At 51.5% G+C, this 22,519-nt stretch carries 23 protein-coding genes; 3 read left to right on the top strand and 20 right to left on the bottom strand.

From position 1 onward, the window contains the following. Positions 1–12: 12 nt before the first annotated feature. A complete protein-coding gene (locus NST84_RS01725; RefSeq protein WP_167336675.1) occupies positions 13–156 on the top strand; it encodes a hypothetical protein in 144 nt (47 codons plus the stop codon). 200 nt (positions 157–356) lie between these two features. Continuing rightward, complete coding sequence (locus NST84_RS01720) at positions 357–2,663, top strand: TPM domain-containing protein (protein ID WP_342563954.1); 2,307 nt, start codon at positions 357–359, stop codon at positions 2,661–2,663. Positions 2,664–2,786: 123 nt separating this feature from the next. On the opposite strand, the gene NST84_RS01715 is transcribed toward NST84_RS01720, so the two are convergent. The 20 genes from NST84_RS01715 to NST84_RS01620 form a co-directional block, all read right to left on the bottom strand. Continuing rightward, positions 2,787–3,584, bottom strand: a complete 798-nt coding sequence (locus NST84_RS01715) for a formate/nitrite transporter family protein (RefSeq protein ID WP_342563953.1) — start codon at positions 3,582–3,584, stop codon at positions 2,787–2,789. 45 nt (positions 3,585–3,629) lie between these two features. Continuing rightward, on the bottom strand, positions 3,630–3,806 hold the full coding sequence (locus NST84_RS01710) for a hypothetical protein (RefSeq protein ID WP_342563952.1): 177 nt from the start codon (positions 3,804–3,806) through the stop codon (positions 3,630–3,632). Between the two features lie 244 nt (positions 3,807–4,050). After that, on the bottom strand, positions 4,051–5,151 hold the full coding sequence (locus NST84_RS01705) for a toxic anion resistance protein (protein WP_342563951.1): 1,101 nt from the start codon (positions 5,149–5,151) through the stop codon (positions 4,051–4,053). Between the two features lie 11 nt (positions 5,152–5,162). Beyond that, positions 5,163–5,870, bottom strand: a complete 708-nt coding sequence (locus NST84_RS01700; protein ID WP_342563950.1) for a hypothetical protein — start codon at positions 5,868–5,870, stop codon at positions 5,163–5,165. Positions 5,871–5,903: 33 nt separating this feature from the next. After that, the gene (locus tag NST84_RS01695; protein ID WP_342563949.1) at positions 5,904–6,959 is read right to left on the bottom strand and encodes an ATP-grasp domain-containing protein; all 1,056 of its coding nucleotides are present in this window, start codon (positions 6,957–6,959) and stop codon (positions 5,904–5,906) included. Next, a complete protein-coding gene (locus NST84_RS01690) occupies positions 6,956–7,789 on the bottom strand; it encodes an HAD family hydrolase (protein WP_342563948.1) in 834 nt (277 codons plus the stop codon). The genes NST84_RS01695 and NST84_RS01690 overlap by 4 nt, the downstream gene beginning before the upstream one ends. Then, the gene (locus NST84_RS01685; RefSeq protein WP_342563947.1) at positions 7,786–8,943 is read right to left on the bottom strand and encodes a cysteine protease StiP family protein; all 1,158 of its coding nucleotides are present in this window, start codon (positions 8,941–8,943) and stop codon (positions 7,786–7,788) included. The genes NST84_RS01690 and NST84_RS01685 overlap by 4 nt, the downstream gene beginning before the upstream one ends. Beyond that, positions 8,933–10,234 carry a phosphoribosyltransferase family protein gene (locus tag NST84_RS01680; protein WP_342566321.1) on the bottom strand — a complete coding sequence of 434 codons (1,302 nt, stop codon included), beginning with the start codon at positions 10,232–10,234 and terminating at the stop codon, positions 8,933–8,935. The genes NST84_RS01685 and NST84_RS01680 overlap by 11 nt, the downstream gene beginning before the upstream one ends. A 76-nt stretch (positions 10,235–10,310) precedes the next feature. Then, positions 10,311–11,513: an HpcH/HpaI aldolase/citrate lyase family protein gene (locus tag NST84_RS01675; RefSeq protein ID WP_342563946.1), complete on the bottom strand. Its 1,203-nt coding sequence runs from the start codon at positions 11,511–11,513 to the stop codon at positions 10,311–10,313. 216 nt (positions 11,514–11,729) lie between these two features. Then, complete coding sequence (locus NST84_RS01670) at positions 11,730–12,473, bottom strand: TerC family protein (protein ID WP_342563945.1); 744 nt, start codon at positions 12,471–12,473, stop codon at positions 11,730–11,732. Between the two features lie 28 nt (positions 12,474–12,501). Next, a complete protein-coding gene (locus NST84_RS01665; RefSeq protein WP_342563944.1) occupies positions 12,502–13,749 on the bottom strand; it encodes a TerD family protein in 1,248 nt (415 codons plus the stop codon). A 100-nt stretch (positions 13,750–13,849) separates the two neighbouring features. Continuing rightward, positions 13,850–14,431 (bottom strand): TerD family protein, encoded by a 582-nt coding sequence (locus tag NST84_RS01660; protein ID WP_342563943.1) that lies wholly within the window; start codon positions 14,429–14,431, stop codon positions 13,850–13,852. Positions 14,432–14,453: 22 nt separating this feature from the next. Beyond that, positions 14,454–15,029 carry a TerD family protein gene (locus tag NST84_RS01655; protein ID WP_342563942.1) on the bottom strand — a complete coding sequence of 192 codons (576 nt, stop codon included), beginning with the start codon at positions 15,027–15,029 and terminating at the stop codon, positions 14,454–14,456. A gap of 36 nt (positions 15,030–15,065) precedes the next feature. Further along, on the bottom strand, positions 15,066–15,662 hold the full coding sequence (locus tag NST84_RS01650) for a TerD family protein (protein ID WP_342563941.1): 597 nt from the start codon (positions 15,660–15,662) through the stop codon (positions 15,066–15,068). A 123-nt stretch (positions 15,663–15,785) separates the two neighbouring features. Further along, the gene (locus NST84_RS01645) at positions 15,786–16,232 is read right to left on the bottom strand and encodes a tellurite resistance TerB family protein (RefSeq protein WP_342563940.1); all 447 of its coding nucleotides are present in this window, start codon (positions 16,230–16,232) and stop codon (positions 15,786–15,788) included. A gap of 155 nt (positions 16,233–16,387) precedes the next feature. Next, a complete protein-coding gene (locus NST84_RS01640; protein WP_342566320.1) occupies positions 16,388–17,110 on the bottom strand; it encodes an amino acid ABC transporter ATP-binding protein in 723 nt (240 codons plus the stop codon). Positions 17,111–17,124: 14 nt separating this feature from the next. After that, the gene (locus NST84_RS01635) at positions 17,125–17,772 is read right to left on the bottom strand and encodes an amino acid ABC transporter permease (RefSeq protein ID WP_342563939.1); all 648 of its coding nucleotides are present in this window, start codon (positions 17,770–17,772) and stop codon (positions 17,125–17,127) included. A gap of 115 nt (positions 17,773–17,887) precedes the next feature. Continuing rightward, on the bottom strand, positions 17,888–18,703 hold the full coding sequence (locus NST84_RS01630; RefSeq protein ID WP_342563938.1) for a transporter substrate-binding domain-containing protein: 816 nt from the start codon (positions 18,701–18,703) through the stop codon (positions 17,888–17,890). A gap of 228 nt (positions 18,704–18,931) precedes the next feature. Next, positions 18,932–19,807, bottom strand: coding sequence for an N-carbamoylputrescine amidase (aguB, locus tag NST84_RS01625; RefSeq protein ID WP_342563937.1), 876 nt, complete (start codon positions 19,805–19,807; stop codon positions 18,932–18,934). A 26-nt stretch (positions 19,808–19,833) separates the two neighbouring features. Beyond that, the gene (locus tag NST84_RS01620) at positions 19,834–20,862 is read right to left on the bottom strand and encodes an agmatine deiminase family protein (RefSeq protein WP_342563936.1); all 1,029 of its coding nucleotides are present in this window, start codon (positions 20,860–20,862) and stop codon (positions 19,834–19,836) included. A gap of 216 nt (positions 20,863–21,078) precedes the next feature. Between NST84_RS01620 and NST84_RS01615 the strand changes: the two genes are divergently transcribed. Continuing rightward, a complete protein-coding gene (locus NST84_RS01615) occupies positions 21,079–22,467 on the top strand; it encodes a helix-turn-helix transcriptional regulator (protein ID WP_342563935.1) in 1,389 nt (462 codons plus the stop codon). Positions 22,468–22,519: the final 52 nt, after the last annotated feature.

The following is a 22,519-nucleotide window of genomic DNA, read 5'->3' as shown; positions in this document are numbered from 1 at the left end:
GACTGAACACCCATGAACGCAGCCACTACCCGGACAGCATTACAGGTTGACGATTATCTGGATCTGCTCAATCTTGCCGTAAAAGTCGGAGACCTGAAATGGCAAAAGGAAATCAAATCCCGCCTGCAATATATACTCTGCCTGCAAACCAGATAGCAGACACGCCAATTACCGCATTCCCGTTTAGGGGAGTGCGGTTTTTTTGTCTATCCGGCTTCGCGGATGGCGATAAATATGCTGCTGAAAGTTGTCCGGTACTGCACCGTTGGGATTTCACCTGCGTAATAGGGTATAATCACAATAATAAACCGGGCCATAGTCCCTTTGAACGGAGTGTGCTCACATTGAAAAAAATAATGTCTCTTTTTCTGATCCTCAGCGTACTGTGGATCACCGGAGTTCAGGCTGCCGGACTCCCCGCACAGCAGGGATTAGTTACCGATGAAGCCGGAATGCTCTCCTCACAGGAGGCAGCAGCAATTGCCGGGACCGCCGCAGACGGACGCTATACCTTTCACGTATTAACTATAGACTCACTGAGCGGCGCGGATGCCACCGATTTTGCAAGCGATGTATATGACAGCTGGAGCTTGTCCGCTCAAGATATACTGCTGCTGATCTCTGCAGGCGACCAGCAGGTTGAGCTTAATTTCATCAACAGCTCACTGCAGAATGCCATTAACGCCTGGTCGCAGAGCCGGGGCGGGGGAACGGGCAGCGCCGCGATTACCGGAATTGTTGATGCGTATTTCATCCCCTCTGCCCGAGAGGGTGATTTTGCGGGTGGAATCAGCGCACTGATTACAGAGCTGCAGTCCCTCAGCAGTAAGCAGGGCGGCGGGGCCGGTTCGGGGAGCACAGGCGGCTCGGGCAGCGGAGTTAGCGGCTCAGGAGGTTCGGGCAGCGCAGGCGGGGTTAGCGGCTCAGATAGTGCAAGCTCCGGTCTTCCGCTGCTGACCGTCGGGGCAATTGCTGCCGGTGCTGCACTGCTGGCGCTGGTGCTGTATGTGCTGATCACCGGCCAGCGCCGCCGTAAACAGCTCAGCGTGCTTCAGGATCAGCTGGGTGATTTGCTCGTAAGAACGAACCGGGCAACTGAGACACTGCAGCCGTTTCAGGGCATCGTGCAGGGTAAGACAGGCGAGATGGTTGCAGGCATTTCTAAACGGCTGGACGCCCAGCTGGTAGAAATTTCAGCGCTGCAAGGCACAGGCCGCAGCCCGCTACCGGCGGTCTATCAGCTGTCTGCGCTCAAATCGGCAATCAGCCAGGCAGAGCAGACCACGACCATCTTCCGCACCCGGCTCGAAGAAGAGGAGCGGCAGATTGCCGTCATCAGTGATGCCGACCGCAATGTGAAGCAGCAGATCACCGAGCTGAAGAATGATGCTCCTGAGCTCGGCAGCCAGCTGCAGGATGCAGTTAAAGACACCGGCTATGAGCTGCAGGAAATTGCCGAGGATCTGAAAGAGCTGGCTGAAGCAACGGCGAAAGCGGATCAGCTTGAGCTGTTTGACCCGATCGCCGCTCAAAATATTACAGAAGAAGCACAGGCGCAGCAGGAACGGATCGAGCAGGATTTGCGCGATGTAGACGTCTACGATGATAAGCTTCAGGGCTTCCCGGGTGTTCTTTCTGCGGCCCGGACGAAGATTGCCGGAATCATTGAACAGAATTCCCTGCACAATATGAAGGTTAAGCCTTACGACAATCTTGATCAGGCCCGCTCTGCAGCGGAGACCCTGCAGGCGCCGCTGCGCAGCGGAGATATGGATCAGGTACGCAGCATTGCCGCATCCATGGATATGCTTCTCCAGGAGGCGGTTGCCATGACGGAAAGGCAGGCACAGATCCGCCAGAGTAACCGGCATGATCTGGAGACCCTTCGCAGCGGCTGGAGCGGTCTGACCCAGCGGCGTAATGAGCTGCAGAGCCGGCTGGCTGAAGCCCGCACCCGGTTCGCCGAGCAGCATCTCGCCAGCCTCGCCGAGGTGCTGGATTCCAGCGGCGCCCGGCTGCGCCAGGGCGCCGCTGAGGTGCCGCAGCTCGAGACGTGGACCAGTGACGAGCGCGGGGAGTACGACAATGCGCGCAGCGGACTCGACCGCCTGCTCACACTGCAGGAAGAGACCGCCCGGCAGTTCAGCAGTGTCGCGCAAAGCCTGGATGAGCTGAACGAACGGCTGGAAGGCGTGAGACGGCTCTTCCAGGAGGGCTTGGGCCGGGCGGACTCGGCCCGGCGGCTGCTGGAGAGCAGAGGGCTTGGCGGGCACAGCCGATTCCAGGCCAGCCTGCTGCCGGAATACGGGCAGCTTGAGTCCCGGCTGGCCGCACGCCCGTACAATCTGGATGAACTGGAGACGCTGAGCCGTTCCTATGCCTCCCAGATCTCCTCCTTCGTCGAAGAAGCGAACCGGCTCGTCCGCCAGAAGGAGGAAGCGGAGCGGCAGGCACAGCTCGCGATGATGATGGAGCGCCAGCGCAGAGAGCAGGCCCGCAACCGGATGTCCGGCCCGCCTTCGTCCGGCGGCTTCGGCGGCGGCGGACGTTCCTCGGGCGGCTCCTCCTGGGGCGGCGGTGGCGGCCGTTCCTCCGGCGGCTCTTCCTGGGGCGGGGGGGGCGGCGGCAAATCAGGCCGCAATTCCGGCGGCTCCAAGTGGTAAAATCATAATAAATGCCCTCACGCTGCTTGTGTAAGCGCGGGGGCTTTTTGCTCAGTGTTATAGACCGCAAAAAAAAGACTTTACTCCGATAACAGGAGCAGAGTCTTTTGATATTACGAGATACTAGTGCAAGTCCCCAGGGTCCTTGTCCAGAAACGGCTTATTCACATAATAGTACATAACACCCATCAGCACACCGCCGCCGATCAGATTACCGAGAGTAACCGGCACCAGATTGTGCACTACACCACCCCAAGAAATCGTACCAGGGTGATCCAGCACTAGCGCTATCGCAAAAGTACACATATTAGCAATACTATGTTCATAACCGGAAATAAAGAAGCAGAAGACAAACAGCATCATTGCGAACATTTTGGCCCCGTCATGCTTCATGGACATCGGCACAAAGAACGCCAGACAGACCAGCCAGTTACACAGAATGGCCCTGAAGAACAGCTGAAGCGCCGGTGCCTCCATTTTATGGGCTACGACATTCAGCAGAAAACTGTTAACATTCGAATCATCATACAGTCCCGTCAAAAAAATCAGCAGTGCAAAGGCAGACGCGCCAAGAATATTCCCGATATAGCTGATTACCCACATGCGGACAACCTTGGTCCATTGCAGCTTTTTTCTCAGGGCAGCATACGAGTAGTAAAAGGTATCCCCGGTAAACAAGTCCCCGCCGCCGTAGGAAATCAGAATGATCGCAGCACCAAAGGTAATGGCGGCCATCGGATAGGTCATCGGTGAATGCTCCATATAGAAGAAGTTTCCTGTTTTGAAGGCTACAATAACCCCGAAGCCGATGAACATACTGGCCAGCATCGCCCTGGCAATATAACGCAGTACACTTTGATCAAAAATTTTCTGTTTCTTGAGTGCCAATTTTTCAACCTGCAGCAGTGCCTCGTTCTCCATATGACCTCCGCATAAGCTTGTATTTTCAGCAGTTATCCCGGCTGTTTACAGCCCCGGGTTATTATACCCAATAAACCGCTGGAAATGACTTGAACCATGAAACCACAATAAATGTTCTGTCCTCCGGTAAAAAGCCCCCCTGCTTCGCCTGCCGTCACCCTCCGGTTCATCCAGCCCGGCTACAGACTCTGCCTTATTGCTGCTGGCAACGACGATCATCACCAGTATTAAACATCCCAGTATCATCCGCTGACCCCCGTTTCTCCGTAAGAACTTATGCCGGGAAAAGGGGGATTATGAGCGGTATCAAGTAGAAACGGCTTCCCCGTCCTTAAAAGGCGACAACCGTTTCTGCGAGAAATATCAGATCTGTATAGATCTGCAAGTTTACACCTTCTGATATTTTCAAAAGCCCGCTGGTCATCCCGGCGGACCTCATTGTAACGATATCGCGTTCTTACAGACGTTAATTCAAAAAGCTGCTGAGCCGGCTGTCATTCTCCGCCTGCTTCAGTGCCTGCGGCTGGGAGGCTTCGTTCAAGCCAAGACGGTTGTTAAGCTGCGTATTGATCGTCGTCATCTTCGATGTGTAATCCTGGCAGCTCTCGATAATCCGGCGGTTGGACTGCTCGGAAGTATCCAGTGCACTCAGCAGATCGCCGATCGCCTGATTAACTGCTTCTAGTGACATCGACGGCTTGGACAGCAGCTCTGTGGTCTTCTCGGTTGTGGTGCGCAGCAGCCGCGCATTCTCTTTGAACTGATCCTCAATCGTCTTGTTCGTCGCTTCAACCGCAGAAATGACATTTTCCTGATCAGCCAGCGACATGGCAATCATTGCAGAGACGGTGATCAGATTTGAGGTTTTATCAATGGCGTTGTTAACCGAATCAATCAGCTTGTCATTGTTGTCATTAATAATATCTGTAGCGGCAATCGCCTGGTTATAGAGCAGAATCATCTCGGTCATCGACTGGATGCGGACCATCACCTTGCGCAGGCCGCGTTCCAGATAAGCCTTGCGGAACTCGTTCTCAGGCTTGGCAATCTCCACCTCGAACAGCTCCTTCAGCTTGTTGCCGAAGGCGATCTTGGTTTGCAGATTGTAGATTTCCTCCATTGAAGTGCGCTTCAGCTGGCGCATGTTGACGATGCTCTCTTCAAGCGTATCACGGCCGTCGCGCAGGCCGGTCACGATGGCATCAATATTCGTGCGTACAGACTGGTACTTATATACATAGTTTTTCAGCGGGCTCTTGCGGAGCATTTTTCCGAAAAAGCTGACGTTCTTGCTCTGCTGCAGATTCTCGCACTCATTGCGCAGCTTCATAATCATGTTCGGTACTTCAACACGCTTGCCTGACATAAGGTCATTGACCGGACGGTCCAGCAGCTTCAGGGTCTGCCCGGCCTTCTCCTGTGTCTTAACCCCCAGCTTGCCGATATCATCCATCAAAGTGTCAAGGGCGACGGTATCGGTCTTGGCTACCTGTTCAATTAACTGCGAGGCTTCCTCGACTACCTTCTGCTCATCCTCTTTCTTGAGCTGAATTAACTGCGTGGACATGGGTTTCCCTCCTATAATTCGGAACTGCTGTACCGTTGATGAATCAGTTCCGCCTTGGTCTGAAGTTCCATCAGGTCTTTATGCTCGATCGTAGAAGCGATTTCCGATATTTTGGAATCGACATCCCGCAGACCGTTCAGCAGCATTCTCCGGTTTTTCGTTTTGGCTTCGCCGCCGAGCCGCAGAAACGGGTTGATGACCCCGTTCAGGTCCTTCATCACCAGTCTGCGGACCGTATGATTAATTTCACCGTTGCCCAGCTCCTGCAGCAGCGGAATCACACGCTGTACTCTGGCGAAGAGCGCCAGAGATTTCTCGACGATCTCATTGTCCAGTGTATCCTTCTGCCCTTCCGAAATAATCATATCTTCCAGAATGACAAGATACTCTACAACTGCCGCGAACTCTCCCTGGACAGCAGGTTCAGCAGGTACTCTTCCCGGCGCAGCCGCCGGTGCGGCTCCGGCTCCGGGTGCGCTCCCTGCTGCAGGACGTGCCGGCTCGGACACCGGGTCCGGGCCAGCCGCTGATTGCACCTGACTGGCCGGAAGCACCTCCGCCGGCAGATTAATCCGCGTGCGCTTGCCGCCCATCAGGCCGGCTCCGGCACCCGCTACCGGCAGCAGCAGCGAGACCAGCTCCGGTAAAAAGCTGCTGGTCAGCACAGCCACAACATAGCCGGCCGCCGCGTACAGCAACACTTTAGACTTTGTGTTCATCTCATCACCTCTTGCAGGCTTGCTGCATTTCGCTTAATTCACAGCATCAGGAATGGTGGATTCAGCGAAGATTTTCATAATCATCGGCTGCTCAATATGGCTTGCAAGCACGTCCTCTCCAAACTGGACAGGCTCAACTTGGCCGCCGAGTGCGCTTTTGACAGCCAGATAAGGAAAGTTAATACCTGACAGACAGGAGACATGCAGGCCGCCCGACATCCGGGGGTTAATCTCCAGCAGCTTGGGAACGCCGCCGCCATACTTCATCTGAATGTTATAGTTGAACGGAATCTTGAACGTCTCCGCTACCCGGCGGGCAATATGCTCCAGCTCCGGAATATGCTCCATTACCCGCAGGCGTCCGGTATCCTTGCGCCGGGGAACCGCAGCCAGCAGCCTGCCGTCTGCATCGGCGAGACAATCAATACTGTATTCGTAGCCTTCAAGCAGTTCCATTACCATAAGCTCCGGGAAGGAATCCACACTGGACAAAATACGGTAAGCATCGTCAAAGGAAATATGCTGGGTCACATAACCGAACAGCTCCTGCAGCGGGCTGCGGCTGTTGTTGATAATCCGGAAGCCGAGGCCCCCTTCCGTCTCGGTCGGCTTGAAGCAGACCCGGAGTCCCTTGGCAACCAGGTCTTCATACGCTGCCTTGAATTGCTCCGCAGTGCTGGCTACATGGTACTCGGGAATTTCCATAATCCCCGTTTCCTTAACCTTTTCATAGAACTTGCCCTTATCCAGCATCATTTCCAGCAGGTCCAGATCACGGCAGACCAGCACCTTCGTGCCGATTGCATCAAACTGCGCTGCATGCAGGGCGATATCCATCATGTGCAGACGGGGAATAAAAATATCAATCTCATTGCGGCGGCAGAAGTCCACGCAGAACTGAACATACTCGATGCCTGTAACCTCAGGTTCCGTTCCGGCGATATCAGCGCCCTGGAGCGACATGTGCTTAATATCGGGATGGGTGGCAAAAACCTGCACCGGCACGCCATCCTCATTGTTGCGGATGAGATTCATATAATGATAAGCCACGGAAAACCAGCGGTTAAAATAAATATTTACCTTTTTCATTGCGGCCCAACTCCCAATGTCGATAAATTATGATATATCTTCTGCACATAACGCATAATTTCATCCCCTGCAAAGACGCCTCTGCATTCCGTAAACGGATACTTTAATTTTACTTGAGTCACCTGCTGCTCGGCAAATATTTCTCCGTGGCAGGGGGCGATAGCGTAGTCGGCACTTTCCAGCAGGCTTTTGTCCAGCAGCGAATCACCAGAGGCTACCATCGGCTCTGAGCGGACTGTGCGCCGCACATGGATGATGGCATCACTTTTGTTAACAGCCTCAGGCACCACATACAGCTTCCGGCCCTGCAGGGATACTCTCCAGCCCAGCCCGTGCAGACGCGCGGACATATGATTAATCTCATCCAGCGGAAGGAGGTCACGGTACACCATATAGGTGTAAAACAGCTCGTCACAGTACCGCTCGCTGATAATCCATTCTTCACGGACTACAGACCGGACAATCTGCCGCACTTCCTCTGCTTCAGCCGAATGCCGGATGACCAGCCTGCCGATATGGCTGCGCCACTCCTGGTCAACCACGCCATTAACGAGAATATTGCCGCCGTTGCTTGTAACCGCGTAATCAGGAATCAGCGTCTCCTGAAACAGGTTAATCCGCTTGTACTCCGCAATGGTGCGGGTGGTCACCGGCATAAAAATAATGTCCTTCGTAAGCTCCTGCAGCAGTTCCAGCGCGCTGAGGGAAATGTAAGATCTTGTTACTCCCTCAATAATCTCCGCTGGCACAAGCCCGGGAGTATCCTCGGGTACACCGAGCGCACCGAGCGAATATATCAGTGTGCGGTCCAGATCACTGGCATAGATCATGCTGTCTCCCCTCCCTTTAGCGGCTTGATGATTCCGCAGCAGGAATAGGCCAGTCCCGGGTATTCCTCAACCGGAACGTTCCGCTCTGCCGCAAGCAGCAGAATGTGGCGCAGATTCGGGTTGTCTTTAGTATCGACAATAATTTTCCAGGGTACTCTGCGCAGCAGCACCCGGGTCGTTTCACCCACACCCGGCTTGATCAAATTGATGTTGTCGATTCCGAAATGTGCCTGTAGGGACTCAATATCGTTCATCCCACGCCATGTGATGTCAGGCGGCGAAGCCTGCATCTCCTCGGCAGCGGCAACCGCCACTTCCCTGACAGAAGTAAAATAAGGTGTAATTGCATCTATGAAGACATTGGAATAGTCGTTATCCAGCCATTCCTTATAGAATTTTGCTCCGTGAAAATCTTCAGGACCGGTCAGATCATCCCGCTGCACTGTGCGGCTTAACAGGCCTGAAACTGTAGAGTTAAGGCAGGCACTGGGAATCAGATAATCTTCTCTGGTTCCGAAGGTTCCTGAGCAGTGTCCGGGGTCAGCCAACACAGCCAGATCATCGCTGAGCCTGATCCCGTACTTGCTGTAAAAGTCTGCACAGGATTCGGACAGCACCCTGGTAATTGCACCTTTGCCTGTCCAGCCGTCTACGAACTGCAGCTTGGCATCCGTACCGCGCTGCTGCAGGATATAGCGGATCGCGTTTATATCCAGTCCTTTACCACGGATAATGGATACACTGTAGTGGGGCAGCTCTGTCCCGTACGTTTCAGCAATGTACCGGCGGATCAGCACGCCAACCGGTGTACCGGCTCTTGCGAGGGAAACGAGCACGGTGCCTTCCGTTCCCCGGCTGGCAACAATCCGTTCCGAGACAACGGCGACGGCCAGCGCCACCTTGGCTGCGGATTCCTCCAGCGTCTCCCGGAACAGCCTTATGTACTGCTCGGTAGGCTGATACTCCACCGGCAGCATCTCTGAATAGCTCACTCCGGATTGAATGGCCTTCTCCCGCTCAGCCGTCCCCAGCTCCAGTGACACATCGCTGAGATCCTTCAGCAGAAAAGTAACATCAGACGGAGGATAGCTGCCCAGAGGAACGGGTGGAGCTATTCTCGGGCCAGACATGAAGCTTCTAATATCAGTTTCCATCATCTGCCGCTCCCTCCGCTTCCTGCCGGGGGGCAAGTACAATCAGATGCACCTTGCTTCTAGCCAGCCCCCTCAGTATATCAGTCATCGGCTTAATACGCTGCACAGGCACATCACGTTCAAGCAGGACAAAAATATCATCGTACCGGCCATACTCGACATTATAAATATAGTTAGTGATTGCCGGATCACCGGCTGACGGGTATCCTGCTGCACTGTGCACAGCGTAGTCGGGCCTGTGCTGCGGATGAATCGGGCTGCGGGTGGAGGACTGGTAGCTTACCCCCTCCCCCATTTCCGCCGCAATCCGCATCGGCAGGTACATAAACTCGCCGACACCCATTACCAGCGTACGGCTGCCTTCACGCAGCGAACGGAGCTGTACCGCCACTGCGGCAACCTCCCGGTCAATGGCTGCATTATCACCTGAATCAAGGCCGAAACGCCCGCTGAGCTTCAGATAAGGGGAAGTATTGATCTCTCCGCAAGAATCAGCAGAGCTGACCTTAAGCCGATCCAGGCCGTCTGTCACATAAGTAGTTACCACTGGTACTCCATCGTTTGTATCGTTCCCGTCCTTGCCGGCATCCGCACCCAGCAGCGGTACCCCGTTTACCTCGATGTTCCCTTGCAGCAGCGACAATGCAGTGATCTCAATGTCCAGCTCCCGCTCCAAATCGCGGTAGGCCTGAATATTGGCAGGGCTTCTCCAGTCCAGCAGCGAAGCTACCACATACTCTCTGCGCGGAAATTTAGCCTGAATATCACGGATGATATTGATCGCTGTATTGCCCGTTGTAATCTCGTCATCGACCAGAATTACCGGTTCACTACCAGACAGCATTTCCGGGCGGAGTGCATAACACAGATGATCCACCGCATGGGAGTGCTCCTCCTCAAAGCTGATTACCGAAGCAAGGTCCGGTATATCCTCACGGGTAGTATGAATATATGACGCTCCGCCGGCGAAAATATTGTACATACTGTGGCCCAAGGCCGTAGCGGTTTCTGCAAAGCCGATAAAGACAACCGGATGCGGAAGCGTAAGCCGGGCGGCCAGCAGCTCACGGTAAGCCTCCTCAGCATGCTGCGGATGAATCAGGCCATGCACCGCCTGATCCAGCAGCTTGTCCATTAGGATTCCGGCACCCTCCCCGCCCATTTCACGGTATAACAGCAGCCCCAGCACCGCGCCGCTGAGCAGCGGAGTATAAGGATTGACCGGGATATGCTTGCCCAGCACCTTGCTGACAAAAAGGAAGGAACGCTTTTTATTAATCCGGGCTGCCATTGAAAATAGGGAATCAACCGGCATCTGAAATGGGTTGGACGTCTCGGTTACCGTAACCTGCAGATTCTCGACAATATTAAACGTGTGTATATTCGTTTTCGGGTAGCAGGTAGGTAAAATGCTGTTCTTCATGTAACACCCCGTATACTTGAGATCGTTGTAAAATTCGCTTCGCCCAGTTCAAATGCGGCTTGATTTCATTCATCTTGTTAAAATATTCACTTTTGAACACGCCACGGCTACCGTCGTTGCTCTCGATGATACTCAAGGCATCCACATATTCCTCATGCATGACCGAATACATGGCCTGTACAGGTCTCAGCTGGGACGGGTGGATGATCGTCTTGCCTACAATGCCGTTTTCTTTATCCAGCTTCACTTCACGGATCAGGCCGTCAACGGCACTGGAAACGCGGCTTACCTCACGCGTCTGCCGCCCAAAGGGTTCTTCAAACGGCAGCTGACGCAGCGGAGGCAGGAGACTGCGGCGGCCCTTATTGCCAAAATACTCCCATACAGGCCCAGAAATAACATATCCCTCTTCTACTCTGCCGAATATATTGAGGATTTCGGAGATACAGTCCCGGACCGGTGCAAGCTCATAGATACTGATCTCCGGACTGCGGCGCAGGCCGAACAGACTGGAGAAATCAGTTGCCCCGATTCTTACATTCAGTACATAATCACGGTAATCATCCAGCAGATCACGGATAGCAAGCAGGCTGCCCGGCCGGCTCTCCCGGTATATAATCGGGGCACTCTCCAGAATCGGCATGCCGTACAGGACAGGCGCGTTATAGCTGCGTGAACTGTTGTAATCGGCGATAGCTTCAAAGAAATCGGCCCCGTTTTCAGCCGTAAATTTAGGGAAGACAAAACCGGTAAGCATCGTAACCAGCGGTCCCAGCCGGAAAATCAGTTGCTGCAGCTGTACAGGGTTCCGCACACGGATGAAGATCAGCGGCAGGCTGTTTAGGGGATCCGGCTCATTCTCGGCATAAGCAGACAGGAAGGACAAATGCCTGATCACGGACTCCTCAGCAAAACAGACTTCCCCGTCGCCAATGGCATCCTCCAGATCTATAATGACAGTCACAAGACCTGATGCCCTCAGCTTGAGAATGTCCTCGGCCACACTGGAGCGGGTGGCGGGCATATACAGCGCTGCACCTACGGCATAAGCCAATAAATCCTTGGCGGTATATTGATTAAACGAAACAGGCGGAGAGTAGAATAATGACGTTTCTTGTTCCTTAGTCAGGTAATCGAAATATCTCAAAGGCCGTTCCCCCTAATAGTTGTGCAAAACGAGGCAAAACAATAACAGAATAGCCTCTCCTTATAGAGAACTGCAGAACCGGTTAAGCCGTCCTGTCGGGGACGGCTGCCGGCTTTCTCAAATACAAGCAATGGCTACACTATTACATATACGATTACCGGACGCTGAGGCCTGCACCTTCCCTGCGAAGGCCTCCTGCCCCCGAAGCTCTGACTATTAAGCTTGTTTATCAATCTCCTTCTTTTTCTTTGCGGAACTATACAGCATGGTTCCCGCAAAGACCGCAATCAGAACGGTGAAGAATATGGCATGCGGCAATTCATATCCGAAGGCTCCCGCAAGCATCTTACCGGCAATAATAGCAATCAGCAGGAATGCCGCCTGCTCCAGCTCAGGGAATTTTGCAATCAGCTTGAGGAATACCTGTGCTACTCCGCGCATCATCAGTACGCCGAGAATACCGCCCAGGAACAGCACCCATACTTCACTGCTCAGACCGAAGGCTGCGATAACACTATCAATACTGAAAGCAATATCCATTAATTCAACAAGCAGGACCGTCTTCCAAAAGGAGGCGCCTTTATTCTGCGTATGTCCTTCTTCTCCGCTGCCCTTAAATAATCCTTTATATGCGATATAAAAGAGATACAGGGCTCCCAAAACTTTGACAAGCGTGAACTCAATCAGGTAGGTTCCAAGCCCGATCGCCAGGAACCTGAACACATAGGCTCCCAAAATACCGTAAAAGAGTGCCTTCTTCTGCTGCTCTTTCGGCAAATGCCGTACCATAACCGCCAGGACAAGCGCGTTATCGGCAGAGAGCAGGCCCTCCAGCAGAACCAGACTGCCGATAATCCCCCAGCTGACCGGATCAGACAGCGTCGCCGCTATATCGCCCCAGGAAAAGAAGTGACCATAATTGTCACTGATGCTTCTAAAAAACTCGCTTAGCCAACTCATTCATAATGCGCCTCCGGAAAAATATCAATTATTTACTGCCTGTTACCCAGTTCAATCCCCAGCCATAGGCCTGGTCCATCTCCCGGTGGCCGCTGAAATATTGCACGACACGCTCGATACTGAACGTCTCATCCCCAACGTTTTGTATAAGCGCAATCGCGCATAATCCCTTGCGGTTATCATGCTCATCCAGATTCACGATGATCTCCGGCCCATCGCCCTGACGGATTGTAATAACACCATCTGCTTCAGACCATTGGGTAACTCCCTGATAGATAAATGAAAAGATCAGAATCCTTCTGAATTCAGCTACCTTACTGCCGTTAATCCGCAGATTTTCACCCGATTTGACCGAGCCGGTCCGGTCGTCGCCATCGAGCATCACATAAGGCGGCTGCTGAAGACTTCCGAATAAGTTGCCCAGCGCCTGAACAACCCCTCTATCGCCATTCTTTAATTCATACAGACAGGCCAGATCCAGATCCACACCGCCCTTACGGCTAAACAAGCCTCCGCCCTGCCTCTGGGTCCAGTTCAGATTAATTAATAATTCTCCCAGGCCGGAAGCCGATTTCTTCAAATTAATAGAATCGCCCTTTTTCTTAAGTTCAATCTTTTTCAGATTGAGGTTAAGGGGAGGGACCGGTGGAGCTGCAGGTGGGGGAGGCGGCACAGGTTCCTGACGCGGCGGCGGGTTTTCCGTTTTGGGAGGAGCTGGCTCGTCCTCTACCTCAATCCCGTAATTTCCGCACAATGCTTTGAGTCCGCCTTCAAAACCGGCTACAACAGCACTGAACTTCCAGTCTGCGTTATATCTATATAATTCTCCTACTACAACAGCCGTTTCCACAGAGAAATGATTTCCAAGATTACATCGCATAATTTCCTCGCCGGTGATCCGGTTGAGAATCCGGCACTGGGCATCACTCATTTGACCGAATGTCTGCCTGCGGCTTTCACCATTATAAAGGGTGATTGCAAATGCGATCCTCATCATATCAGAGGGGACCTGGTCCAGTTCAATTTCGAAATGCTTCAAGCCGCTTGAGCCGCTGGCCGGCATATCCTTATAGCGGATAAAGGGTGTAACCGGATTATTATAAAAGATCAGATCATCATCACCGCTAACCTTAGCATCTGCCCCCAGCAAAAAAGCAGAAGCGTCAATCTCCATATCTGCCGAAGCGCGCCAGCTGATTTCTACGATCAGGGACCGGAGTCCGGGATTTCCGCGCGTCAAATCTACCTTCTGACCCTTTGTTGCTTCTATGCTCATATGCTTAGGCCACCTTTGAACGTTAGCTTTACAGATTCAATATTTTAAAAAGGGCAGGATCACTGGGGATCCCGCCTTTGAAGCGACAAAGCTGCCATTACTATTGCGCATCCAGCCCATAATTCCGGCATAATGCTGCCAGTCCGCCGGCAAAGCCGCTGCCGACCGCCTGGAACTTCCAATCCGCACCATGGCGGTAAAATTCACAGAATACAACAGCCGTTTCTGTGGAGAAGTCTTCTCCAAGATCGAACCGCAGCACTTCGCGTTCACTTACAGCGTCAACCACGCGTACAAATGCATTAGAGACCTGCCCGAAATTCTGGGACCGGCTCTCTGCATCATAGATGGTTACCGTAATGCCGACCCGCTGGATCTGGGCCGGAACCTTGCTGAAGTCAACAATAATCTGTTCATCATCTCCGTCGCCGGCACCGGTCCGGTTATCACCGGTATGTGTTACAGCACCTGCGCCGCCGCTCGGATTGTTATAGAAGACGAAGTCATCTTCGCCTTTGGCTTTGCCATTCTCATGCAACAGGAACGCAGATGCATCCAGGTCAAAATCATTGCCCCCGCTGTACCGGTTTGTATCCCAACCCAACCCTACTACAACTTTCGTCAGACCCGGATTGGTCTTGGTCAGATCAATCCGCTGTCCTTTGGAAAGACTGATTGTCACTGGCTAAACCCTCTTTCCTGTTTTATTGCAGCCCGTAGTCGCGGGTAAGGCCGGCCAGACCGTCCTTGTAGCCGCTGCCGATTGCACTGAATTTCCATTCGCCCGCATTGCGGTACAGTTCGCCGACAACCACGCCGGTTTCGATGGAGAAATCTTCGCCAAGGTCAAAGCGGATCAGCTCTACATTGGTTTCCTCATTCACGATACGCACATAAGAACGGGAGACCTGTCCGAAATTCTGGCTTCTCTGTTCAGCTTCATAAATTGTAATAGTGAAAGCTACCTTTTCAACATCCGCAGGAATGTTCTTCAGGTCAATATCGACGACCTCATCATCGCCGTCACCTTCGCCGGTGCGGTTGTCTCCGGCGTGGACTACAGAGCCGTTCTCGTTCTGCTTGTTATTGAAGAAGATGAAGTTGGTTTCTTTATCCACTTTACCGTTTGCATTAGTCAGGAATACGGAAACATCAAGGTCAAAGTCCTTGCCGCCATCATACTTGTTGGTGTCCCAGCCAAGACCTACTTTAATTTTGGACAAGCCCGGATTCGTTTTCGTCAGATCAATCTTTTGCCCTTTGGATAAGTTAATTGCCATGGATAAAAACCTCTCTTCTATTAGAATGAATTACATTTAGATGTATCGTTCAGCCAGCTGATTAATATGTGCTGCATGGGCACCTTCACCGATGGCTGCAAATTTCCATTCTTCGCCATGACGGTAGAGTTCCCCGCAGATCAGTGCCGTAAAGCCGGTATAATTGTCTGTCAGATTGAACCGTACCAGCTCGTTGCTGCCGGTTGCATTAACAATCCGGATATACGCGGATTTGATCATTCCGAAATCCTGCTTGCGGTTAACAGCATCATAGATATTAACTACTACGAGAACCCTGTGCACATCGGAAGGAATCGCCTTCAGATTTACCTTGATCTGTTCGTCATCACCGTCACCGTCACCGGTCAGGTTATCACCCGAGTGAACAACCGAATTATTGGGATTCTGTTTGTTATGGAAGCATACCAGGTTTGTTTTGCTCACCAGCTTGCCGCCTTCGCTAAGCAGGATCGCCGAAGCATCACAGTCCACATTGGCCTGTTTCTTCACTCCGAAGAATCCGCGGGCAGGCTCAGCCGGATCCCAGCCGAGGCCTACAACAACATTTGTCAGTCCGGCATTTCCTTTAGTAAGATCAATCTTCTGTCCTTTTACAAGATTAATTCCAGCCAATTCAAAATACCTCCGTTCCCAAAAAGAATCACAGCCTGCAAATCTAGCATGAGGATGTTCTATCAGTGATACGGGCTGCATTTCATTTCGTTTCATACGAATCCAATAAAAGTTCTGCGCGTCCTAGAGGCTGAACTCGCCGGGATTAAGCCCCAGCACACCGCAGATATTGCGGACAATTGCCTTCTCGTTCTCGTCAAAGTCACCATCAGCAGCTCCAATTGCGGAGCAGACGCCTACAATAACGCGTCCGACTTCAGGCTTGCCGGTAAATTTACCGATCGCCTTAAGCGCTTCCTGCTTGCCGATCTCCGGGGAGAAGTCAAAATTACTGACATAGAAATTGAACTGGTTAATGACGTCTCTCATATCGAATACCTTCAGCTCATTGCTCAGGTTCATGTAGCCGGCCATCTTGTTTTTCTCGGTTTCCTCGATCTTGCCGTCAGCAGCAGCTACCAGGGCACAGCCCGCAACCACCGCATTCATGAAGTCTTTATTTTTAAATTTCTTTACCTGTTCAGTTAGTCCGTTTTTGGTGGTGTTCAACCAGTTTTTAAATGTGCTCATTGTATTCTCCTTCTATCATTTCGGAATTATGATAAACAAAAGATAGCAGAGAGCCTCCTCTCCGTCATTCGACAGATATTTGCTAATTTCATCGGCATTCAGCCTACCACTCTAATATAACCGATTGAATAGCAATATTCTAGTTTGACAGATTTTCACAATACTTTAGAGAGAAACTCACGGGTACGCTCATGGGACGGGCCCCCGAACAACTGCTCAGGCGCACCTTCCTCCACAATCACACCCTGCTCCATGAACAGGACGCGATCCCCTACCTCACGCGCAAAACCCATTTCATGCGTAACGACAACCATCGTCATTCCTTCACGGGCCAGGTCCTTCATGACCGCCAGCACCTCACCAACCATCTCCGGATCAAGCGCTGAGGTCGGTTCATCAAAGAGCATGATCTTGGGCTCCATCGCCAGCGCCCTGGCGATAGCCACCCGCTGCGCTTGCCCGCCGGACAGTGAAGCCGGGTACACCTCTGCTTTGTCGCTTAACCCAACCTTTTGCAGCAGCTCCAGCGCCTTTTGCCGCGCTTTATCCGCAGGCCACTTACGCACCTGTACCGGAGCCAGCATAATATTCTCGATTACCTTTTTGTGCGGGAACAGATTAAACTGCTGGAACACCATGCCAACCTCTGTACGGATATCGTTAATCCTCGTGTTTTTATCCATCAAGGAAGTGCCTTCAATAATAATATCGCCGCTCTGCGGCTGCTCCAGCAGGTTAAGACAGCGCAGAAAGGTCGACTTGCCTGAACCCGAAGGCCCGATAACGACCACAACCTCCCGGCTGCGAATATCAGCGTTAATATCCGTCAGCACCTGGTGACTTCCAAAGAATTTATTCAAATGTCTAACTTTGATGATAGGCTCCATACAAGTTACACCTTCCGTTCAATATAATTGAGCAGCTTGCTGAGGGAGTAGGTAAGCACGAAATAAATAAGGGCTGCCGTCAGATACGGCTCCCAGATCCGGAGATACTGGCCTTTCATGGTATTGCTCCAGAACATAATTTCCGGTGCCGCTACCAGGGCCAGCAGGGACGAATCCTTGACCAGAACGATAAATTCATTCCCGAAGGCCGGAACCATCCGCTTGATCGCCTGCGGCAGAATAATGAACCGCATCGCCTGCCATTTGGTCATGCCCAGTGACAAGGCGGCCTCGCGCTGTCCGGGATCAATCGACTGGATGCCTGCGCGGAAAATCTCTGCAGAATAGGCGGCAGAATTCAAAGAGAGCGCTACGAACGAGGTCATCAGCACATTGGTGGTCCCGTAAAAAGCCGGAATCAGCCCGAAATGCACAATCAGAATCTGTACATACAGCGGCGTTCCCCGGAAAAAGTTGATGTAGAAATGAAATGGCCAGCGGTAAATGGCCTTCGGGGCCATTTTGCCGAATCCGATGCCCAGTCCCAGAATAGAGCCGATCAGGATAGAGACTACCGATACCCCTATCGTAAATAGTGTTCCTCTTAAAAAGACCGGTAAATAATGAACAATGAGGTCAAATCTGAAATCCATAGAACTCGTCCCTTCTCTTCTGCTTCTTTCTATTCTCTCTTTGATCTTCTTTTCAAAAAAAGAAGCATGCGCAATAGCAATCATTACGCACGCTTTGATGTTCACCAGGTATTTCTTACTCCGCGTTCAGCAGTGCTGCCGTATCAGGCTCTTCACCGAACCATGCCTGATAGATTTCTGCATACTTACCGTTTTCGATAACGGCCTTGATGGCCGGGTCGAGCTTCGCCTTCCACTCGCTGCCCTTCGGATACAAGATACCGTAGTACTCGGAACCAAAGTTCTCTTTGTCCAGAATTCCGGTCAGCTTTTCCTTCGGGTTGTTTTTGATATATTCATTTACGATTGCAATATCAGCCACTACCGCATCCGCACCGCCTGCATTCAGCTCCATCAGTGCCACCGCGTTGCTGTCAAAGCGCTTAAGGTTAGTGTTGTCGACCCCCATAATATCGCTCATTAGCGTATCCGCAGTCGTCGCCCCCTGTACGGCAACAACCTTATCTTTTAGATCAAGCGCACTCTTGATGTCACTGCCTTCCTTCACCATGATCATATTGGTAGATTCAAAATAAGGGATGGAATAATCATAGGTTTCCTTCCGCTCATCTGTAATAGATACCGAAGACACCCCGGCCTGATATTCCGTCCCCTGCTGCACGCTTGTGAGCATGGTATCCCAGCCGGTATTGGTGATAGTGTACTTCACTCCCGCTTCTTCCATTACTGCCTTGAGGAAATCAACATCAAACCCCTTGATTGTGTCCGTATCCATATACTCCATTGGCGCGTAGCTTGCATCAGTGGCAATTTTGATGCTTTCACCTGCAGCTGCATTACCGCCGGCCTCATTATTTGAGCCGCAACCCGCCATTGCCAGCATAGAACATGCAACCATAGCTGACATGAACACCTTTTTACCGATCCCCATATTCAATCCCCCTACTATTTTTGTAAAATACTTAAAGCGATTTTATCAAACTAAAGCAATTATGACAATTAACTTTTCTTTTATATGTTATATTACATAACATGTTATCGGATTTTTGTAACATTTATATGGTTCGCACACTTCTTTTTGCATTTATTCTGTTATGAACGCAAAAAAAGGCTACCTCCGGAGAGATAGCCCCATAGCCTTGTGTAGCTTCGTTTCTGCTTAAAAAGTGAGATCACCGTCATAAGAAGCGATCATCCGGTACAACTCAGGGCGGCGGTCACGGAAAATGCCCCACTCAATCCGTCCGACCTCAAGCGCGTCCAGATCAAACTCGCTAACCAGCACTGTCTGCTCATCGCGTCCTGCTTCAACAATCTTGTTACCCTGCGGGCCGGCAATGAATGAGGAGCCGTAGAAGTTGATGCTGGAGTCTTCGTCGCTCTCCTCGCCGATCCGGTTGGAGGCAATGACAGGAATAAGGTTAGCAGCTGCATGTCCCAGCATACAGGTCTGCCAGTGATCCTTGGAGTCAATCGAACCGTCCTGCGGCTCTGAACCGATGGCAGTCGGGTAGAACAGAATTTCAGCGCCCATCAGGCTCATTACCCGTGCTGCTTCAGGATACCATTGATCCCAGCATACCCCTACGCCGATTTTGGCATAGCGCGTATTCCAGACCTTAAAGCCGGTGTCACCCGGATTAAAGTAGAATTTCTCCTCGTATCCCGGACCGTCAGGAATATGGCTCTTGCGGTATTTACCGAGCACGGTACCATCGGCATCAATAACGGCCAGTGAATTGTAGCGGGCATAGTTCTTTTTCTCATAAAAGCTGATCGGAAGTACTACCTGCAGTTCCTTCGCAATCGCCTTGAAATGGTTCACCGCTTTATTGTTCTCAAGCTCGGTGGCATATGCGTAATAGTCGGATTTCTCCTTCTGGCAGAAATACGGGGTCTCGAACAGCTCCTGCAGCAGAATAATCTGTGCACCCTGTGCCGCCGCCTCTCTTACCAAAACCTCAGCCTTGCGGATATTCTCATCAATGTCACCGGAACAGCTCATTTGTGTTGCGGCTACTTTTACTTTTCTCACTATTCAGTCCTCCTTGCAAAATTCAGTTAATGACGTACAGGCATCTGCTGCGTGGTGCAGTGTACATTCCCGCCTTCGCCGATTACGGCCATTCCATTCACAGTACGGATTCTGCGGTCAGGGAACAAGGCTGCGAGCTGCTGCTCGGCAAGTTTGTCCGTTTCTGCTGCTGTACCGCCGAACACCGGCAGAATGATGCCGCCGTTCACAAAATAGAAATTTAGATAGCTGAGTGTCAGCCGGCTGTCTTCATAGTCAACACGCGGCGGCTGCTGAATCCGGACAATATCCAGTTTACGCCCTTTGGCGTCTACTGTATTCTCCAGAATACGCAGATTTTCCTGAGTAATCTCATAGTTCTCATCCTGCGGATCATCGCAGACCTGGATAATGACCTTCCCCGGTGCTGCGAAGCAGGCGATATTATCAACATGGCCGTCAGTCTCATCACCGCTGAGGCCGCGGGTCAGCCAGATAATCGATTCTGCACCGGTATACTGGCGTACATACTCCTCAATCTCCGCCCGGCTCAGCTCCGGGTTACGGTTAGTGTTGAGCAGACACTCTTCGGTTGTGATCAGCGTCCCTTCGCCATCCGTGTGAATAGAGCCGCCCTCCATCACCAGCGGTGCATCAAAACGCTCAACCTGCAGCGAATCCAGAATCTGCGGCGCCACTTCATCATCAAGATCCCACGGCATATATTTGCCGCCCCACGCGTTAAACTTCCAGTTCACACCGACGAGCTTACCGTCAGCAGCTGCCACAAAGGTCGGCCCGTTATCACGCAGCCAGGCATCATTGTGCCGCACCGGCAGCAATGTAACATTATCACCAAGATTAAAAGCCTCTACCGCTTCCAGCTCCTCAGGGTTTACAATTACTGTAACTGGCTCAAACTCGGCAATAGCCTTTATAATCTCAGCATAACCCTCACTCACGGATTTATAATTGTCCGGGAACACCATGGAGGCCTGAACCGGCCAGGAGATAAAGGTCCGTTCATGCTTTTCCCACTCCGCCGGCATTGTATAGTTTAATTCTTTAGGATACATTCGTTAGATACCTCTGTCAGTTATATTTGAAGCAGCCTGCACTTGCAAAAATGCTTCTTACCCATCATACAATAATATAAGGACACGCTCAATTGGCAGAAAGCTGCAGGTTTTCACATATACGCCGTACTCTAATATTGACCAACGTTAGATTATGTATAATACTGGAAGATGTATATTTATTATCGGTCCCACAGCGTGAAAGGTGGTTATCATTTGGAAGCTGCATCCACGATCTTAACAGAGCTTGAAGAATATATGAAGCAAGAAGCTCTAACCATATCTAAATTTGCCGCGCGGTCCGGGATGAATTCCGGTACTCTCAGCAATGTCATTCAAGGCCACCGACCAATTGCCATGCAGCAGCTGGACCGGATTACTCTAGCCATGAACCTGCCTGAAGGGTATTTCTACGAACTATACGTTGACAATTACATTATTAATGGTGCTCCGGACTGGCGGCGGATCGGGCCGCTGCTGCAGCGCTGTGCAGAACTGGATAAGCTGGAGGCAATTCACCGCGTAGTCCAGCATATTATGGACAAGCTGATTTATGCTCCAATGCTGTTTGATACCGCAGAGGAGCTGTACGCCCAGGGGCGGCTGGCCGCTGCTGCCCTGATGTATGAAAGCGTGGCCGAGGGTGAACGCTTCCAGCATTCCGAACGTCTGGCCCTTTGCCGGTATAGGCTGTTTACCATCGGGCTGGGCGAGAACCATGAATCCAACCTGCATGCCGCGAATCAGTTTGAGCCTTATATAGAGCGGCTGGATGAAGCTGACCAGCTTGATGCACTAAAGCATCTGGCTGATGTCTTCGCCTCCATGCACCGCTGGAACAAGGTGGAGGAGCTTGCCGAGCTGCTGGGGCAAAAGTCCAGCCTGCAGTACAAGCATTTCAAGAAGGACTCCGGGCAGAAGCAGCCTTCCCGGCCGCTGATTTACTATATATTATATGCCTACTTACTGCGTTCGCTTGTGTCTGATGAGCTGGGCAACTACAGTAAGGCTCTGCATTATGCTTCTTTGTATGCCGATATGAGCTGGGTGAAGGCTCCTTACACGCCGGAAGAGCAGCGGGTAATGGAGCAGTTCCAGGAATGGTCAGCCGCCAATAAGTATTTGTACCGTCTGATGGCAGGTCATATAGAAGTCCTTCCCGAATACGTACGTTATGTGGAAAATAAAGAAAACGAAATTTTTCCCGCCCTGTTCAAAATTATGCAGGCCGCCAACCGTTATAACTTCAATGTTGACGGGATCCTGGAGCAGTTTAAGGACTTTTTGTCTTACAGGGAACAGCACAGCCGCCTGGGGAAATTCACCCAGCAGCTGACCGGTGACCGGTATACCCGTTTTCAGGCCGAACTGGCCGTTTATTATCTGCGTCATAATAATTTCGAAAATGGCTTCCGTTTCTTATTAGATAGTTTGGAATCATCTGTTAGTATTAGGAATGACACCATTACTGTTAAATGTGTTGCTCTATTTGAGAAATACCGGCAGTCGGCATCACCTGAACAAATTCAAAAATACACCATTTCGATTAGCGAGGTGCAAAGGATCAATGAAGAAAAAGATGGCGTTATTGTTGTCAGCAGCTAGTATTGTATTCATCCTTGCCTTTCCGGCGTATGCCGGAATCAACACAACTGAG

Origin of the sequence: Paenibacillus sp. FSL R7-0345 (assembly GCF_038595055.1) — a bacterium.
GTDB lineage: Bacteria > Bacillota > Bacilli > Paenibacillales > Paenibacillaceae > Paenibacillus_AQ.
The sequence above is the reverse complement of the archived record's forward strand: the minus strand, read 5'-3'. Positions and strand labels throughout refer to the sequence as shown.

What these genes read in the sequence shown, in the direction of transcription:
- NST84_RS01725 (WP_167336675.1), top strand. Translation starts at nt 13, where the DNA reads ATGAACGCAGCCACTACCCGGACAGCATTACAGGTTGACGATTATCTG.
- NST84_RS01720 (WP_342563954.1), top strand. Translation starts at nt 357, where the DNA reads ATGTCTCTTTTTCTGATCCTCAGCGTACTGTGGATCACCGGAGTTCAG.
- NST84_RS01715 (WP_342563953.1), bottom strand. Translation starts at nt 3,584, where the DNA reads ATGGAGAACGAGGCACTGCTGCAGGTTGAAAAATTGGCACTCAAGAAA.
- NST84_RS01705 (WP_342563951.1), bottom strand. Translation starts at nt 5,151, where the DNA reads ATGTCCACGCAGTTAATTCAGCTCAAGAAAGAGGATGAGCAGAAGGTA.
- NST84_RS01700 (WP_342563950.1), bottom strand. Translation starts at nt 5,870, where the DNA reads ATGAACACAAAGTCTAAAGTGTTGCTGTACGCGGCGGCCGGCTATGTT.
- NST84_RS01695 (WP_342563949.1), bottom strand. Translation starts at nt 6,959, where the DNA reads ATGAAAAAGGTAAATATTTATTTTAACCGCTGGTTTTCCGTGGCTTAT.
- NST84_RS01690 (WP_342563948.1), bottom strand. Translation starts at nt 7,789, where the DNA reads ATGATCTATGCCAGTGATCTGGACCGCACACTGATATATTCGCTCGGT.
- NST84_RS01685 (WP_342563947.1), bottom strand. Translation starts at nt 8,943, where the DNA reads ATGGAAACTGATATTAGAAGCTTCATGTCTGGCCCGAGAATAGCTCCA.
- NST84_RS01680 (WP_342566321.1), bottom strand. Translation starts at nt 10,234, where the DNA reads ATGGCAGCCCGGATTAATAAAAAGCGTTCCTTCCTTTTTGTCAGCAAG.
- NST84_RS01670 (WP_342563945.1), bottom strand. Translation starts at nt 12,473, where the DNA reads ATGAGTTGGCTAAGCGAGTTTTTTAGAAGCATCAGTGACAATTATGGT.
- NST84_RS01665 (WP_342563944.1), bottom strand. Translation starts at nt 13,749, where the DNA reads ATGAGCATAGAAGCAACAAAGGGTCAGAAGGTAGATTTGACGCGCGGA.
- NST84_RS01655 (WP_342563942.1), bottom strand. Translation starts at nt 15,029, where the DNA reads ATGGCAATTAACTTATCCAAAGGGCAAAAGATTGATCTGACGAAAACG.
- NST84_RS01645 (WP_342563940.1), bottom strand. Translation starts at nt 16,232, where the DNA reads ATGAGCACATTTAAAAACTGGTTGAACACCACCAAAAACGGACTAACT.
- NST84_RS01635 (WP_342563939.1), bottom strand. Translation starts at nt 17,772, where the DNA reads ATGGATTTCAGATTTGACCTCATTGTTCATTATTTACCGGTCTTTTTA.
- NST84_RS01630 (WP_342563938.1), bottom strand. Translation starts at nt 18,703, where the DNA reads ATGGGGATCGGTAAAAAGGTGTTCATGTCAGCTATGGTTGCATGTTCT.
- NST84_RS01620 (WP_342563936.1), bottom strand. Translation starts at nt 20,862, where the DNA reads ATGTATCCTAAAGAATTAAACTATACAATGCCGGCGGAGTGGGAAAAG.